At 73.4% G+C, this 12,561-nt stretch carries 17 protein-coding genes; 10 read left to right on the forward strand and 7 right to left on the reverse strand.

Annotated features, from left to right (window positions below):
* Positions 1–132 precede the first annotated feature (132 nt).
* Positions 133–552, forward strand: a complete 420-nt coding sequence (locus ACFPLC_RS33170) for a DUF6292 family protein (RefSeq protein ID WP_378206229.1) — start codon at positions 133–135, stop codon at positions 550–552.
* A 222-nt stretch (positions 553–774) separates the two neighbouring features.
* Positions 775–1,116, forward strand: coding sequence for a DoxX family protein (locus ACFPLC_RS33175; RefSeq protein WP_378206227.1), 342 nt, complete (start codon positions 775–777; stop codon positions 1,114–1,116).
* On the opposite strand, the gene ACFPLC_RS33180 is transcribed toward ACFPLC_RS33175, so the two are convergent.
* Positions 1,074–1,940, reverse strand: coding sequence for an alpha/beta fold hydrolase (locus tag ACFPLC_RS33180; RefSeq protein ID WP_378206224.1), 867 nt, complete (start codon positions 1,938–1,940; stop codon positions 1,074–1,076). The two genes, ACFPLC_RS33175 and ACFPLC_RS33180, sit on opposite strands and share 43 nt — an antisense overlap.
* Entirely contained in the window at positions 1,940–2,962 is a 1,023-nt protein-coding gene (locus tag ACFPLC_RS33185) for an alpha/beta hydrolase (protein ID WP_378206221.1), read from the reverse strand. The genes ACFPLC_RS33180 and ACFPLC_RS33185 overlap by 1 nt, the downstream gene beginning before the upstream one ends.
* Here ACFPLC_RS33185 and ACFPLC_RS33190 point away from each other — a divergent pair.
* Together ACFPLC_RS33190 and ACFPLC_RS33195 are read left to right on the forward strand one after the other, a co-directional pair.
* Positions 2,961–3,992 carry a DUF3800 domain-containing protein gene (locus tag ACFPLC_RS33190; RefSeq protein WP_378236010.1) on the forward strand — a complete coding sequence of 344 codons (1,032 nt, stop codon included), beginning with the start codon at positions 2,961–2,963 and terminating at the stop codon, positions 3,990–3,992. The two genes, ACFPLC_RS33185 and ACFPLC_RS33190, sit on opposite strands and share 2 nt — an antisense overlap.
* Positions 3,993–4,018: 26 nt before the next feature.
* On the forward strand, positions 4,019–4,912 hold the full coding sequence (locus tag ACFPLC_RS33195; RefSeq protein ID WP_378206215.1) for an NAD-dependent protein deacetylase: 894 nt from the start codon (positions 4,019–4,021) through the stop codon (positions 4,910–4,912).
* Here the strand turns inward: ACFPLC_RS33195 and ACFPLC_RS33200 are convergent.
* The 3 genes from ACFPLC_RS33200 to ACFPLC_RS33210 all read right to left on the reverse strand — a co-directional run bounded on the left by ACFPLC_RS33200 (position 4,875) and on the right by ACFPLC_RS33210 (position 7,039).
* The gene (locus ACFPLC_RS33200) at positions 4,875–5,450 is read right to left on the reverse strand and encodes a TIGR03086 family metal-binding protein (protein WP_378206213.1); all 576 of its coding nucleotides are present in this window, start codon (positions 5,448–5,450) and stop codon (positions 4,875–4,877) included. The genes ACFPLC_RS33195 and ACFPLC_RS33200 overlap by 38 nt on opposite strands.
* A gap of 159 nt (positions 5,451–5,609) precedes the next feature.
* Positions 5,610–6,065, reverse strand: coding sequence for a group II truncated hemoglobin (locus ACFPLC_RS33205; RefSeq protein ID WP_378206210.1), 456 nt, complete (start codon positions 6,063–6,065; stop codon positions 5,610–5,612).
* Positions 6,066–6,097: 32 nt separating this feature from the next.
* Positions 6,098–7,039, reverse strand: coding sequence for an NAD(P)/FAD-dependent oxidoreductase (locus ACFPLC_RS33210; protein WP_378206207.1), 942 nt, complete (start codon positions 7,037–7,039; stop codon positions 6,098–6,100).
* A 77-nt stretch (positions 7,040–7,116) separates the two neighbouring features.
* Between ACFPLC_RS33210 and ACFPLC_RS33215 the strand changes: the two genes are divergently transcribed.
* Positions 7,117–7,704: a helix-turn-helix domain-containing protein gene (locus ACFPLC_RS33215; protein WP_191306572.1), complete on the forward strand. Its 588-nt coding sequence runs from the start codon at positions 7,117–7,119 to the stop codon at positions 7,702–7,704.
* Here ACFPLC_RS33215 and ACFPLC_RS33220 read toward each other — a convergent pair.
* Complete coding sequence (locus tag ACFPLC_RS33220) at positions 7,701–8,189, reverse strand: GNAT family N-acetyltransferase (protein WP_378206204.1); 489 nt, start codon at positions 8,187–8,189, stop codon at positions 7,701–7,703. The genes ACFPLC_RS33215 and ACFPLC_RS33220 overlap by 4 nt on opposite strands.
* An 18-nt stretch (positions 8,190–8,207) precedes the next feature.
* On the opposite strand from ACFPLC_RS33220, the gene ACFPLC_RS33225 reads away from it, so the two are divergent.
* Positions 8,208–8,780 (forward strand): helix-turn-helix domain-containing protein, encoded by a 573-nt coding sequence (locus ACFPLC_RS33225; RefSeq protein WP_378206201.1) that lies wholly within the window; start codon positions 8,208–8,210, stop codon positions 8,778–8,780.
* Positions 8,777–8,965, forward strand: a complete 189-nt coding sequence (locus ACFPLC_RS33230; RefSeq protein WP_378206199.1) for a hypothetical protein — start codon at positions 8,777–8,779, stop codon at positions 8,963–8,965. Before ACFPLC_RS33225 ends, ACFPLC_RS33230 begins: the two co-directional genes overlap by 4 nt.
* 42 nt (positions 8,966–9,007) lie before the next feature.
* On the opposite strand, the gene ACFPLC_RS33235 is transcribed toward ACFPLC_RS33230, so the two are convergent.
* Positions 9,008–9,223 carry a hypothetical protein gene (locus ACFPLC_RS33235; RefSeq protein WP_378206197.1) on the reverse strand — a complete coding sequence of 72 codons (216 nt, stop codon included), beginning with the start codon at positions 9,221–9,223 and terminating at the stop codon, positions 9,008–9,010.
* A 146-nt stretch (positions 9,224–9,369) separates the two neighbouring features.
* Between ACFPLC_RS33235 and ACFPLC_RS33240 the strand changes: the two genes are divergently transcribed.
* The 3 genes from ACFPLC_RS33240 to dmpG all read left to right on the forward strand — a co-directional run bounded on the left by ACFPLC_RS33240 (position 9,370) and on the right by dmpG (position 12,536).
* Entirely contained in the window at positions 9,370–10,548 is a 1,179-nt protein-coding gene (locus ACFPLC_RS33240) for an MFS transporter (RefSeq protein ID WP_378206195.1), read from the forward strand.
* Positions 10,549–10,614: 66 nt separating this feature from the next.
* Complete coding sequence (locus ACFPLC_RS33245) at positions 10,615–11,514, forward strand: acetaldehyde dehydrogenase (acetylating) (protein ID WP_378206192.1); 900 nt, start codon at positions 10,615–10,617, stop codon at positions 11,512–11,514.
* Positions 11,511–12,536 carry a 4-hydroxy-2-oxovalerate aldolase gene (dmpG, locus tag ACFPLC_RS33250; RefSeq protein WP_378206189.1) on the forward strand — a complete coding sequence of 342 codons (1,026 nt, stop codon included), beginning with the start codon at positions 11,511–11,513 and terminating at the stop codon, positions 12,534–12,536. Before ACFPLC_RS33245 ends, dmpG begins: the two co-directional genes overlap by 4 nt.
* Positions 12,537–12,561: the final 25 nt, after the last annotated feature.

Consider the following 12,561-nt stretch of genomic DNA (forward strand, 5'->3'; position numbering starts at 1 on the left):
CGATGTCCGGCGGTGGGCCGAAGTCCGTGAAATCGGTACGGTGGCGCACGAACCGCGACAGCCGTCGCGGCGGCGAAAGACAATGATATGGCGGCCGTTGCCGGTCTTGTCGAACGTGGCGAAAGGAAACGGGTGTCCGGCCTGATCGACACCGATCTCGAATTCTGGTTCCAGCGCGGGCTGCGCGCGTATCTCGGCGAGGTGGCGCGCGCACTCGGCTTCGGCCTGGAATCCTGCACCGTGGACGTCGACGTCCCGGTGTCGGCGTACCTGGCGGTGGACTGGCGGCTGCGCCGGTTCCCCGACCGCGACGTGGCGCTGCTCTGGGACGAGGTGCACGGCTGGGCGGTCGCCGTCGAGGCGGCGTGCGGCGAGGAGATGATCGTGCTGTCCTACCTCGGCGGCGCGGACATCCTGCCGCCACCGGACGCGGTCGTGCGCTTCCTGACCGCGCTGCGGGCCGGCGCGCGGGAACCGGACCGGCCGGGCTCACCCGTGCTGCGCCGGGCCGGCCGTCACCAGGAGCTGCTCCCGCTGCTGCCGGCCCGCTGACCCTCCACGGTGGACGCCCCCCGGTCGTGAGTGAGAAACAGGGTTAGAACACTGTTTCTCACTCACGACCGGCCGCGTGCGCTCGGGGCATCGGGATGGTTGTGGTGCACTGCGGAAGCTGTGATGGCCGTCACGTGCCGGGCTGTCACATCGGGCCGGACCGCGGAGTCGTGGGGGTGACGGACCCCGACCCCCGGGGCCGCGAACCCCGAGGAGCTTCCGATGCACACCGCGTACCTGATCGTCACCGTCGCCGCCGCGGCCTGGGTCGGCTTCTCCGCCGTCTCGATGTTCGCCCGCGCGAAGTGGGTCGTCGAGCCGATCACCGAGTACGGCGTGCCCCGGTCGTGGTGGAACCTGCTCGGCACGGCCAAGGCGGCCGGCGCGGTGGGACTGCTCGCCGGGCTCTTCTGGCCGCCGATCGGGATCGCGGCGGCGATCGGCCTGGTGCTGTACTTCACCGGCGCGCTGATCACCGTGGCCCGGGCCCGGTCGTACGCGCACCTGCCGTTCCCGGTGCTCTACCTGGCGCCGGTGGTCGCTTCGCTGGCCCTGCTGCCCTGATCGGCGAGCCAGGTGAGCGCCTCGGCGGCGTGGTGCAGCACCGACAGGTGGCCCTCGCCGGGCACGGGCCGGTACTCCGCGTGCGGGCACCGCCCGGCGAGCCACGCGCTGTGCGTGGCGGGGACCATCCGGTCCTGCTCGCCGTGCAGGAGCAGGACGGGCGCGGTGATCCGCGCGGGATCGCCGCCCCACGGCGTGACGTAGGCCAGGTCGTCGTCGATCAGCCCGCCGGGCCCGTCCGCGAGCGCCGCGCGGACGACCTCGTCCAGCCATGACCACGACCCGGTGAGGGCGGCCATGTCGGCGGCGGTGAAGACGTCCGGATCGAACTCGGCGGCGGCTTCGTGGGCTTCCTTGGCGGCCCGGCCTTCGGTGGCGGCCCGCAGCGACCCGGCACTCGCGGCGGCCATGCCCCCGAACCAGTCGAGCCCGGCGGCATCGAAGGGCGCGACGGCGGCCAGGCTCGCCACGGCGAGTACCCGCTCGGGCAGCAGGGCGGCGCAGGCCAGGGCGTGCGAACTCCCGCCGGAGTGCCCCATCAGGGCGAACTCGCCGATCCCCAGCGCATCGGCAACGACGGCGACGCACTCCGCGCCGATCCCGACGGTCCGGCCCGGCACCGGCGTCGAGGTGCGGTAGCCGGGCCGGTCGAAGGACACGAACCGGACGCCGAGCTCCTCGGCGAGCGGCAGCAACGGCCCGGGCGGCGCCCCGGTGTTGGGCGTCCCATGGTGCCAGAACACGGTGAGCCGCGCGGGGCCGCCGGTGTCGTAGACGTGCAGGGTGCGCCCGCCGGGCAGGGCCAGGTCCGTTTCGGTGACCATCAGCGGGCCAGCCGCTGCGCCAGCCAGGCCAGCGAAAGCGGGTACCGGTAGTCGATCCCGCCGTGGCCGGCGTCGAACAGCTCGAAGTGGACGCGGTCGTCCGGCAGGCCCGCGCGGGCCACCTCCGCCCGGAACGCCTCCGCGCCGATGTCGAGGAAGTACTCGTCGCTGGTGCCCGCGTCGATCCACACCGCGCGCAGGGAGCGGACCGCCTCCGCGTGGCCCGCCACCATCCGGACCGGATCCCAGTCCAGCCAGCGCTGCCACTGCTCCGGCCGCAGGGCGCCGGTCAGCGGGTCGAACGGCAGCTCCGGCGTCCCGTCGTCCCTCGCGGAGAAGCACGCCGAAATGCCGAGCATCATCAGCAGGGTCGCGTCTTCGGGCTCGGTGAACGCCGGGCGGCTCCGGAAGTCCGCCCACCACGCCGCGATGTCCTGGTCGTACCGGCGCAGGGCGCGCACCGCCTTGCCGAAGTCGGGGATGTAGCACAGCTCGTACGCCGCATCGCCCGCGTGCGTCGCCAGCGCGCCGAACAGGTCCGGCCGCAGCATCGGGGTGATCATCGCGCCGAAGCCGCCCGACGACTTGCCCGCGATCGCCCGCGACTCGCGGTCGGGCCGGGTCCGGTAGTGCTCGTCGACCCACGGCACGATCTCGTCGCACAGGTAGGAGTGGTACCGGCCGGTGCCCGGCGAATCGACGAACTGCGAGCCCCCGTAAGCGGTCCACGCGTCGACGTACACCACGACGCAGCCCGGCGCGCCGGCGGCGAAGACGGCGTCGGCGGTCTCCACGAACGGCTGCCGGAACGGGGTGCGGTTGGCCCACATCGTCAGGTGCCCGGTGTAACCCTGGATGACGTACACCGCCGGGTAGCGCTCGTCGCCGTCGTCGTAGCCCGGCGGGACGTACACCCACAGCGGCCGTTCATGCGGGTCGCCGAGCGGGTTGCCGCGCAGCAGCGTGGAAGTCACGGTGTGCCGGTCGAGTCGTCCGGCGAGTTCGCCGTCCCAGGGCAGCATGCGGCCAGTCAACCACGACCGGCGCCGCCGTGGCCGGGAATCCGATCGCCCGCGCCCGGTGCGCTCTGGCACGATCGAGGTCGTGCGCCCGGTCGAGATCGCCTGCGACGAATCGGGTTCGGAGGGCGAGAACCTGCTCGGCGGCGAGACCGACGTCTTCGCCCACGCCGGCGTCCGGATGTCCTGGCCCGAGGCCACCGCGTGCGTGCGGGAGATCCGCGCCCGCATCGGCTCGCCCGCCGAGGAGTACAAGGCCAACCACCTGCTGCGCGCCAAGCACCGCGCGGTGCTCGAATGGCTGCTCGCCCCGGACGGCCCGCTCGACGGCCGCGGGCACGTGCACCTGACCGGCAAGACGTTCTTCGCCGTGCGCGCCGCGGTCACCCTGCTGGCCGAGCAGGGCACGGACGAGATGGCGCGCACCCTCCACCGCACGGGCCCGGCCGCGTTCGGCGCCGCCCGCTGGCAGTTCTTCCTGACCGCGTTCACGAGCGTGCTGCGGCTGAAGCCCCGTCGTGGTGTCACGACGTCGCCGCCGGAGTTCTTCGCGCTGGTCGAGGAGCTGGCCCGGATTCCCGGCGAAGCCGCCGAGATCGTCGCCCGGTTCCGCGGCGGCGCCGAGCGGGTGGCCGCCTACCGCGCCCGGCTGGCGGGCGATCCGGGGCTGGTGCCGGTGCTGGACCCGCTGGTGCCCGCGGTGCTCCACACCGTCCGGCACTTCAGCGACGGCGGCACCCCGGTCGCCCTGGTGCACGACGAGCAACTGGCCCTGACGCCCGAGCGCGTGCTGCAGCTCAAGGCGACGCTCGGCCCCCGTCTGGTGGACGTGCGTTTCGTCGACTCCCGGGCCGACGCGCGGGTCCAGATCGCCGACTTCCTGGCCGGCGTGGCGCGCCGGATCGCCTCCGACGACCTGAACGGCCACGGCGATCCGCGGCTGACGTCGCTGCTGAGGGTGTTCGTCGACGCGGGTTCCGTGTGGGACGGGACGGGGTCGCTGCTGCCCGGCCTCGAGCGGGACGGCGGCTGACGGCTCCGGCCACGTACCCTGGCCTGGTGCGGACCCGGCCCACCCTCTCCTGGACGTCGGCGGACGCGCCGCTGCCGCGGACGTCCAGCCTCGACGAGCTGACCGGCGTCGTCGCGCGCGGCCGTGTCGCCGTGCTCAGCGGGGCCGGGTTGTCCACCGAATCCGGGATCCCCGACTACCGCGGCGAAAGCGGCAGCCTGCGCCGGCACACGCCGATGACCTACGACGAGTTCGTCGGCAGCGCCGAAGGGCGGCAGAGGTACTGGGCGCGCAGTCACCTCGGCTGGCGCACGATCGCCCGCGCCGATCCCAACGACGGTCACCGCGCGGTGGCCGCCCTGCGCGACGGCGGGTACGTCCGCGGCGTCATCACGCAGAACGTCGACGGCCTGCACCAGGCGGCCGGCACGACCGACGCCGTCGAACTGCACGGCAGCCTGGACCGCGTCGTCTGCCTGGACTGCCGCCGCACCAGCCCGCGCGCGGAGCTCGACCGCCGGCTGCGGGCGGCCAACCCGGGCTTCGCCGGCGCGGCCACCCGGATCAACCCGGACGGCGACGTCGAACTGCCCGCTGACGTCGTCCGCGGCTTCCGGACGGTGCCGTGCGAGGCCTGCGAAGGCGTCCTCAAACCGGACGTCGTGTTCTTCGGCGAGAACGTGCCGCGGCCGCGGGTCGAGCAGTGCTACCGGCTGGTCGACGACGCCGAGGCGCTGCTGGTGCTCGGCTCGTCCCTGACCGTGATGTCCGGGCTCCGGTTCGTCCGCCACGCGGCGAACGCGGGCAAACCGGTGGTGATCGTCAACCGCGGGGAAACCCGCGGCGACCGTTATGCCGCGGTGCGGGTCGACCGGCCGCTGGGGCCCGCGCTGACCGAGCTGGTCAGCCGGCTCGGCGCGGATCGCGGCCGAACCGCGTGAGCAGCCGGTCCTGGCGGGACGCGCCGGGCTCCGCCGACGGCGGCTCGGCGAAGAAGCGCGGGCCCAGGGCCAGCCCGGCGAAGATCGTGTCGTAGTCCTCGTCGAGCCACGCGACCAGACCCGGGTCGAGCGTCTCGTCGGCGCCGAGCGCGCGGGCGAGGTCCCAGGTGTGCACGGTGCTGTCCGCCGTCCGCACGGCCAGCGCCTGCCGCCCGGTGAGCTGGCCGAACGGGTAGTCGACCACGCGGTCCAAGGCGCCTCCTTCGGTGAAGGCGGCCGCGCAGGCCCGGACCGAATCGGTGAACGCGGTGACGGGGTCGTCCCCGAGCGCGTCTTCGTCCCGCCGGGCCAGGAACTCCTCCCGGGCGACCCCGCGCAGCATGCCGACGTAGTTGAGGTTGCCGCGGGTCATGTGGTTGACCAGCGCCCGGACGTCCCACTCGGAGCACGGCGTCGGCGCGGTCCAGCCGTCCGGCGGCACCGCGCGCAGGTGGTGCTCGAAGCCACGGGAGGCGAGCAGGTAGCGATCGAGGAGCATGGCGCGAGTCTGTCGGGGCCGGCCGGGGCGGCGCCAGCGGATATCGGACGTCGTGCGCGAGCCGGTCCGGGCGGGTGGGGGGAACCCGTCCGGACCGGCTCTGGCGACGGACCTCCACAGCCGGTCGTCGCCTGCAAGACGCGGCGACCGGCCTCGTCGTTACAGCGGCTGCAACCCGGTCCACGACCAGCGGGGCACGGCGAGTCCCGCGGGGACCTCGGCGGCCGGGCCGGGGTAGGTGAGCACTTCGGCCACCGCCCACTCCATGTAGGACCGCAGCGCGGCGCGGAACTCCGGGTCGGCGGGCAGGCCGGCGTCGTCCGCGGCCTGCACGAAACAGGCCACGAACCGGCGGCCGAGGTCGCTCATGTCGCCGTTGCCGGCGTGCATCCGGAGCATCGCCGAGTGGTCGCTGCACTCGCGCGAGAACCGCGGCGGGCCGCCCAGCACCTCGGCCCAGTACCAGGCGAGCCGCTCGACGTGCCGCGGGTGCTGCCCGGGGTGGGAGAACGGGTGGTTCAGCTCCGGGTCGGCCAGGCAGCGCTCGTGGTGGGCGGCGGCCAGCGCGCGGAACGCGGGGTCGCCGCCGGCGAATTCGTACAGCGTCGGACGCATCCGCCGAGCCTGGCACGCCGGGGCGCTCCGGGCTAGCGTGCTCCGGCCGCCGCGCGTTCCGCCGTGGGGGAGAAGCCGGCGAACGCGCCGATGGCCCGCTCGACGTCCTCGGTGACGAGGTCGTGGTTCAGCGCCCCGGCGGCGGCCGCGCCCTGGGCCGCGGCGATGATCACGGTCGCCCGCGCGTCGACGACGTTCCCCGCGGCCCACACGCCCGGCACGCCGGTCTTCCCGGACGGGTCGATGTCGCCTTCGACGTACCCGAGGCCGCGCAGCAGCTCGTCGTGCGGGACGGTCCGGGTGCGGAGGAACAGCGCCGCCCGCGGCACGAACCGGGCCCCGAGTTCGACGCCGGTGAGGTGGCCGTCTTCGCGCCGGATGCCGGTCACGACGCCCTCGGCCACGCGGATCCCGCGCGCGTCGAGCCGTTCGCGGTCGTCTTCGGACACCTGCGTGGTGTGGGCGAAGTACACGACGTCCGGCGACCACTGGCGGACCAGGAGCGCGTGCTCGACGCTCGCGGGTTCGGTGCCGAGCACGCCGAGCGGCTGGTCGCGGACTTCGTAGCCGTGGCAGTAGGGGCAGGTCACCGCGTCGGTGCCCCAGCTCTCCCGCAGGCCCGGGATGCCGGGCAGGTCGTCGTGGATGCCGGTGGCGACCAGGACGCGCCGGGCGGTCAGGTGCCGTCCGCTCGCCAGCTCGGCCGTGAAGCCGTGGTCGAGCCGGGTCACCCGGTCTTCGAGGAGTTCCACGCCGTAGCCGCGGAGTTCCGCGCGGCCGAGGTCGAGGAGTTCGGACGGCGGCAGGCCGTCGCGGGAGAGGAAGCCGTGCATGTGGGCCGCCGGCGCGTTGCGCGGGGCGCGGGAGTCGACGACCGCGACGCGCCGCCGCGCCCGGCCCAGCATCAGGGCGGCGCTGAGTCCCGCGGCGCCGCCACCCACCACCAGTACGTCGAAGTTGTCGTTTTCGCTCATGGGGCCACCATGAACCCGGCCTCGCGAATCCGACAACTTATGTTGCCGTTTCCGGGACAAGCGGGTTTCCTGGAGGCATGACGGACGCGATCACCCAGGCCCTGGCCGAGGTCGGCCCCCGGCTCAAGCGGGTTCGCACGCAGCGGCGGGTCACCCTGGCCGACCTGTCGGCGGCCACGGGCATCTCGAAGAGCACGCTGTCCCGGCTGGAGTCCGGCCAGCGGAAGCCGAGCCTGGAGCTGCTGCTGCCGATCGCCCAGGCCCACCAGGTGCCCCTCGACGAACTGGTGGGCGCGCCGGAGGTCGGTGATCCCCGGGTCCGGCTGACCGCGCGCCGCATCCCGCGCCACAACGGCGCGACCATGACGGTGCTGCCGCTGACCCGCCAGCCGGGCGCGCCCCAGGCGTTCAAGATGATCCTCGAGCCGGAGACGGGCGAACCCGATCCCCAGGTCCACGAGGGGTACGAGTGGCTGTACGTGCTGTCGGGCCGGCTGCGCCTGATCCTGGCCGACCGGGACATGACGCTGGGCCCGGGCGAGGCGGCGGAGTTCGACACCCGGCTCCCGCACTGGTTCGGCGCGGTCGGCGGCCGGCCCGCGGAGATCCTCAGCCTGTTCGGCAAGCAGGGCGAGCGGCTGCACCTGCGCGCGAAGTCGCGTTAGCCCAGTTCCCGCTGCATCAAGAGCGTGTCGAGCCAGCGGTCCTGCTTGAACCCGACGCGGCGCAGCACGCCGGCGTCGGTGAACCCGGCCGCCCGGTGCAGGTTCCGCGACGCGGGGTGGCCGGAGTCGACGATGACGGCGATCGCCTGCCGCGCCCCGGCTTCCGCGCACTGCTTCAGCAGCTCGTCGAGCAGCCGGCGTCCGTGGCCCCGGCCGGCGGCCCGGGGCGCGAGGTAGATCGTCGTCTCCACCGAGTACCGGTACGCCGACTTCGGCCGCCACGGCGCGGCCAGCGCGTAGCCGAGGATCTCGCCTTCTTCGGCGAGGACGAGGAAGGGCCACGTGCGTTCGCGGATCTTCGCGCGCCACTCGGCCGCAGTCGGCGGAGTCGTTTCGAAGGTGAAGACGGAGTCGGTGACGTACGGCGCGAAGACGGCGGCGATGCCTTCCGCGTCGGCCGCGGTCACTTCCGCTATAGTGGACATAACAGGTATTATAGAGGAATGATTGATCCGGTTCGGCTCGGCCGCCACCTCCACGACCTGCGGTCGGGCCGCGGGCTGGCGTTGAGTGCCCTGGCCGAGGCGGCGGGCGTCAGCGTCAGCATGCTGTCGGCGATCGAGCGCGGCGAGAAGACGCCGACGGTCGTGGTGCTGTCCCGGATCGCCGACGGCCTCGGGCTGTCGCTCTCGCGGCTGCTCGCCGACCTGGAGAGCGACCGGGTGATCGTCCGCCGCGCGGCGGAGCAGGACCACATCGCCGAACCCGGCGGCTGGCACCGCACGGTGCTGACGCCGGTCGTCCCCGGCGTCAACTTCGAGTGGATCCGCACGACCCTGCCCGCCGGCTGCGACGCGGGCGTTTTCCCGGCGTACGCCCCGGGTTCCCACGAATTCGTCGCCGTCGAGTCGGGCGAGCTGCGCCTGGGCGTCGGCGACGCCGAGTACGTCCTCGCGGCGGGGGATTCGGTGTACTTTCCCGCCGACGCAACGCATTCCTACGCGAACCGCGGCCAGGAGCCGTGTGTGTACTTCGTCGCGGCATTGATCATGCGGCCGCGCGCGAAATCCGGATGACTGCGGCGGGGACGGGCATCAACATCGACTGCTGCATGGCCGACGCCGACGTGCACCACTGCCGCGCGGACACGGTGGCGGGCACGCCGGCGTTCGTCCTCGATGGGGTGGATGACTTCCGGGTGAGCGACGGCCGTCCGGTGCCGGAGGCCCGGGTCGGCCACGCGGATCACCAGGAGTTGTAGGGATTCCGGCCGGGTCCCGGCGCCGCCGCGGGATCCGGCCGGTCAGCGGCCGCGCAGCTTCGGGCGGGCCAAGCCGATCACCGACATGACGATCAGGGCCACCGCGGCCACCGCCGCGATCACCGTCAGGACGGGCGCCCGGCTGTCGGTGCCGGTCAGGCTGAGAATGCTCGACACGAGCAAAACCGCCCCCACGGCGAGAAAGATCCAGCACAGCGCCGCCGTTTCCGGGATGAAGTGCCAACGCCGTTCGGCCATCGCAACCTCCTCGATCGGGTGTGATCGGGAAACTGCCCCGACCGGGAGTCGATCAAACCGGCGAAAATCCGCCATGACCCGCCCCGGCGATCAAGCCGTCGCAAACCTGCCAGCCCCGGCGATCCGCCGCCGGTTCACTGGGCCGCATGACCGCACCAGCACCGCGGTGGCCGGCCGTCTTCGCCGTCACCGCCGGGATCTTCGCCATCGTCACCACCGAAATCCTGCCGATCGGCCTCCTCACGCCGATCGCGGCGGCCTTCGGCGTCTCGGCCGGGACCGCCGGCTGGACCATGACCGTGCCCGGATTCGTCGCGGCCGTCGCCGCGCCGGTCGTGACGGTCGCGACCGGACGGGTCGACCGGCGGCTGATGCTGGCCGTCCTCATGGTCCTGCTCGCGGCCGCCGGGTTCCTCGCCGCGGCCGCGCCCGCGTTCTGGGTGCTGCTGACGGCCCGGTTCCTCGTCGGGCTGGTCATCGGCGGCTTCTGGTCGATCGGCGCCGGCCTGGCGCCCCGGCTCGTCGGGACCGCGGCGGCCGCGCGGGCGACGTCGGTGATCTTCTCCGCCGTCCCGCTCGGTTCGGTGCTCGGCGTGCCGCTCGGCACCCTGATCGGGCAGCTCGCGGGCTGGCGGAGCGCCTTCCTCCTGCTCGGGATGCTGAGCCTCGCCATCGCCGCGGCCCTGCTCGTCCTCACCCCGCCACTGCCACCGGCCGAGGTCACCCGGCTGAGCGTCCTCAGTGGACTGTTGCGCCGTCCCCGGGTCCGCACGGGACTGGTCGTGACGTTCCTCGTCGTCCTCGCCCACTTCGGCACCTACACCTACGTCACGCCGTTGCTGCGGGAGGTCGTCCGGCCGGCGGTGCTCAGCGCGTACCTGCTGGTGTACGGGGTCGCCGGGATCGCGGGCACCTTCCTGGCCGGGCGGTTCCGGGGCGGGTTCGCGGTGGCGGCGGCGCTGATCGCCGTGTCGGTCTTCGTCCTGCCGCACACCGGCCCGCTCGGCGCGCTCGGCACCCTCGTCGTGTGGGGCGTGGCCTACGGCGCGGTGCCGTTCTGCTCCCAGGCGTGGTTCGCCGGTGCAGCGCCGGACGCGCCCGAGGCGGCGACCGTCCTCTTCACCGCGTCCTTCCAGGCGACGATCTCCGCCGGGGCGCTGGCCGGCGGGTTCGTGGTGGACGCGGTGTCGGTGCCGGCCGTGATGACCTGCGGGGGAGTGGCCGCGCTGATCGCCGCGGCGGTGATCCGGGGCGCGCGCCGCACCGGCGGCCCGGCGTCGTCGCCCCGGCCGGCTCGATGCCCGGCCGCTCCGCCTCGACGCTGACCCGACGTTCCGCTGGCCGGAACACCAGCCTGTCCTCGGCCGTGGCCTCGGTGCGACGGTCGGGACATGGCTCCCGTGATGGCGGCGATCGTCGGCCCCGGCAACATCGGCACCGATTTGCTGGCGAAGCTGCGACACAGTGAAGTGATCGAAGTCGGGTACGTGGTCGGCGTGGTCGAGTCGGACGGCCTCGACCGCGCTCGCTCGCAGGGGATCGCGGCGTCGGCCGAGGGCGTCGACTGGCTGCTGCGCCAGGATCCCCGGCCGGACCTGGTGTTCGAAGCGACATCGGCGAAGGCGCACGCCGCGAATGCGCCGCGGTACGAGGAAGCCGGGATCCAGGCGATCGACCTGACCCCGGCGCACCTCGGCCCGATGGTGTGCCCGCCGGTGAACCTCGGCGCGCACCTCGACGCGCCGAACGTCTCGATGATCACCTGCGGCGGCCAGGCCACGATTCCCATGGTGCACGCGGTTTCCCGGGTCACGCCGGTGCCGTATGCGGAGATCGTCGCGTCGGTCGCTTCGCGGGGCGCGGGCCCCGGGACGCGCGCGAACATCGACGAGTTCACGCGCACGACGTCGCAGGCGGTGGCCGAGATCGGCGGCGCCGGGCGGGGCAAGGCGATCATCATCCTCAACCCGGTCGAGCCGCCGATGATCATGCGGGACACGGTGTTCTGCGCGATCCCGCTCGACGCCGACCGCGAAGCCATCACCGCGTCGATCCACGAAATGGTCGCCGAAGTGCAGAAGTACGTCCCCGGCTACACACTGCGCGCCGATCCGCAGTTCGACGACGCGCGCGAAGACTGGGACGGCAACGCGCGGGTCGGCATCTTCCTCGAGGTCCGCGGCAACGGCGACTACCTGCCGGAGTACGCCGGGAACCTGGACATCATGACCGCCGCGGCCGCGCGCGTCGGCGAGCTGATGGCCCGCGCGAAGCAGGAGGTTTCCGCATGACCCGGCCGGAACTGCGCCACGACGTCCGGATCGTCGACACGACGCTGCGCGACGGCAGCCACGCGATGGCCCACCGCTTCACCGAGCAGCAGGTGCGCGGCACGGTCCGGGCGCTCGACCGCGCGGGCGTCGAGGTGATCGAGGTGACCCACGGCGACGGCCTCGGCGGTTCGTCGTTCACCTACGGCTTTTCCGCCGTGGACGAGCTTCGCCTGATCGCGGCGGCCCGCGAGGAAGCGAAGCAGGCGAAGATCGCGGTGCTGCTCGTGCCCGGCATCGGGACGGTCGAGGACTTGCGGCGCGCGTTCGACGCGGGCGCGGAGATGGTGCGCGTGGCGACCCACTGCACCGAGGCCGACGTGTCGCCGCAGCACTTCGGGCTGGCGCGGGAGCTCGGGATGGAGACCGCCGGGTTCCTCATGATGGCGCACCGGACGCCGCCGGAAGACCTGGCCAAGCAGGCCCGGATCATGGTGGACGCGGGCTGCCATGCGGCGTACGTGACGGACTCGGCGGGCGCGTTGCTGATGCACGAGGCCCGCGCTCGCTTCGAAGCACTGGTCGCCGAGGTCGGCGACGCGGCCTGGGTCGGTTACCACGGGCACCAGAACCTCTCGCTCGGCGTCGCGAATTCGGTGCTGGCCTACGAAGCGGGCGTGCGGTACATCGACGGGTCGCTGTGCGCGCTCGGCGCGGGCGCGGGCAACTCGCCGACGGAGGTCCTGGCGGCGGTGTTCGACCGCCTGGAGATCGACACGGGCCTCGACGTCGGCGGCCTGCTGGACGCGGCGGAGGAGGTGGTCCGCCCGTACCTGCACCGCTGGCCGAAGATGGACCGCAACGCGATCGTCCAAGGCTGGGCGGGGGTCTATTCGAGCTTCCTGCTGCACGCCGAACGCGCGGCGGAGCGCTACGGCGTCCCGGCGCAGGCGATCCTGCGCCGGTGCGGCGAGCTGGCCCTGGTGGGCGGCCAGGAGGACATGATCATCGACGTCGCGGTGCAGCTGGCTGCGGAGGGGTAGGCAACCGGACCGCGGCTCCGGGCGT

Source organism: Amycolatopsis plumensis (assembly GCF_042652605.1).
Classification (GTDB): domain Bacteria; phylum Actinomycetota; class Actinomycetes; order Mycobacteriales; family Pseudonocardiaceae; genus Amycolatopsis; species Amycolatopsis plumensis.

Bases quoted from the DNA above. Each gene is read 5' to 3' on its own strand.
- ACFPLC_RS33175 (WP_378206227.1), top strand. From the start codon at position 775: ATGCACACCGCGTACCTGATCGTCACCGTCGCCGCCGCGGCCTGGGTC.
- ACFPLC_RS33180 (WP_378206224.1), bottom strand. From the start codon at position 1,940: ATGGTCACCGAAACGGACCTGGCCCTGCCCGGCGGGCGCACCCTGCAC.
- ACFPLC_RS33190 (WP_378236010.1), top strand. From the start codon at position 2,961: ATGCGGCCAGTCAACCACGACCGGCGCCGCCGTGGCCGGGAATCCGAT.
- ACFPLC_RS33185 (WP_378206221.1), bottom strand. From the start codon at position 2,962: ATGCTGCCCTGGGACGGCGAACTCGCCGGACGACTCGACCGGCACACC.
- ACFPLC_RS33200 (WP_378206213.1), bottom strand. From the start codon at position 5,450: ATGCTCCTCGATCGCTACCTGCTCGCCTCCCGTGGCTTCGAGCACCAC.
- ACFPLC_RS33205 (WP_378206210.1), bottom strand. From the start codon at position 6,065: ATGCGTCCGACGCTGTACGAATTCGCCGGCGGCGACCCCGCGTTCCGC.
- ACFPLC_RS33210 (WP_378206207.1), bottom strand. From the start codon at position 7,039: ATGAGCGAAAACGACAACTTCGACGTACTGGTGGTGGGTGGCGGCGCC.
- ACFPLC_RS33215 (WP_191306572.1), top strand. From the start codon at position 7,117: ATGACGGACGCGATCACCCAGGCCCTGGCCGAGGTCGGCCCCCGGCTC.
- ACFPLC_RS33220 (WP_378206204.1), bottom strand. From the start codon at position 8,189: ATGTCCACTATAGCGGAAGTGACCGCGGCCGACGCGGAAGGCATCGCC.
- ACFPLC_RS33225 (WP_378206201.1), top strand. From the start codon at position 8,208: ATGATTGATCCGGTTCGGCTCGGCCGCCACCTCCACGACCTGCGGTCG.
- ACFPLC_RS33230 (WP_378206199.1), top strand. From the start codon at position 8,777: ATGACTGCGGCGGGGACGGGCATCAACATCGACTGCTGCATGGCCGAC.
- ACFPLC_RS33235 (WP_378206197.1), bottom strand. From the start codon at position 9,223: ATGGCCGAACGGCGTTGGCACTTCATCCCGGAAACGGCGGCGCTGTGC.
- ACFPLC_RS33240 (WP_378206195.1), top strand. From the start codon at position 9,370: ATGACCGCACCAGCACCGCGGTGGCCGGCCGTCTTCGCCGTCACCGCC.
- ACFPLC_RS33245 (WP_378206192.1), top strand. From the start codon at position 10,615: ATGGCTCCCGTGATGGCGGCGATCGTCGGCCCCGGCAACATCGGCACC.
- dmpG (WP_378206189.1), top strand. From the start codon at position 11,511: ATGACCCGGCCGGAACTGCGCCACGACGTCCGGATCGTCGACACGACG.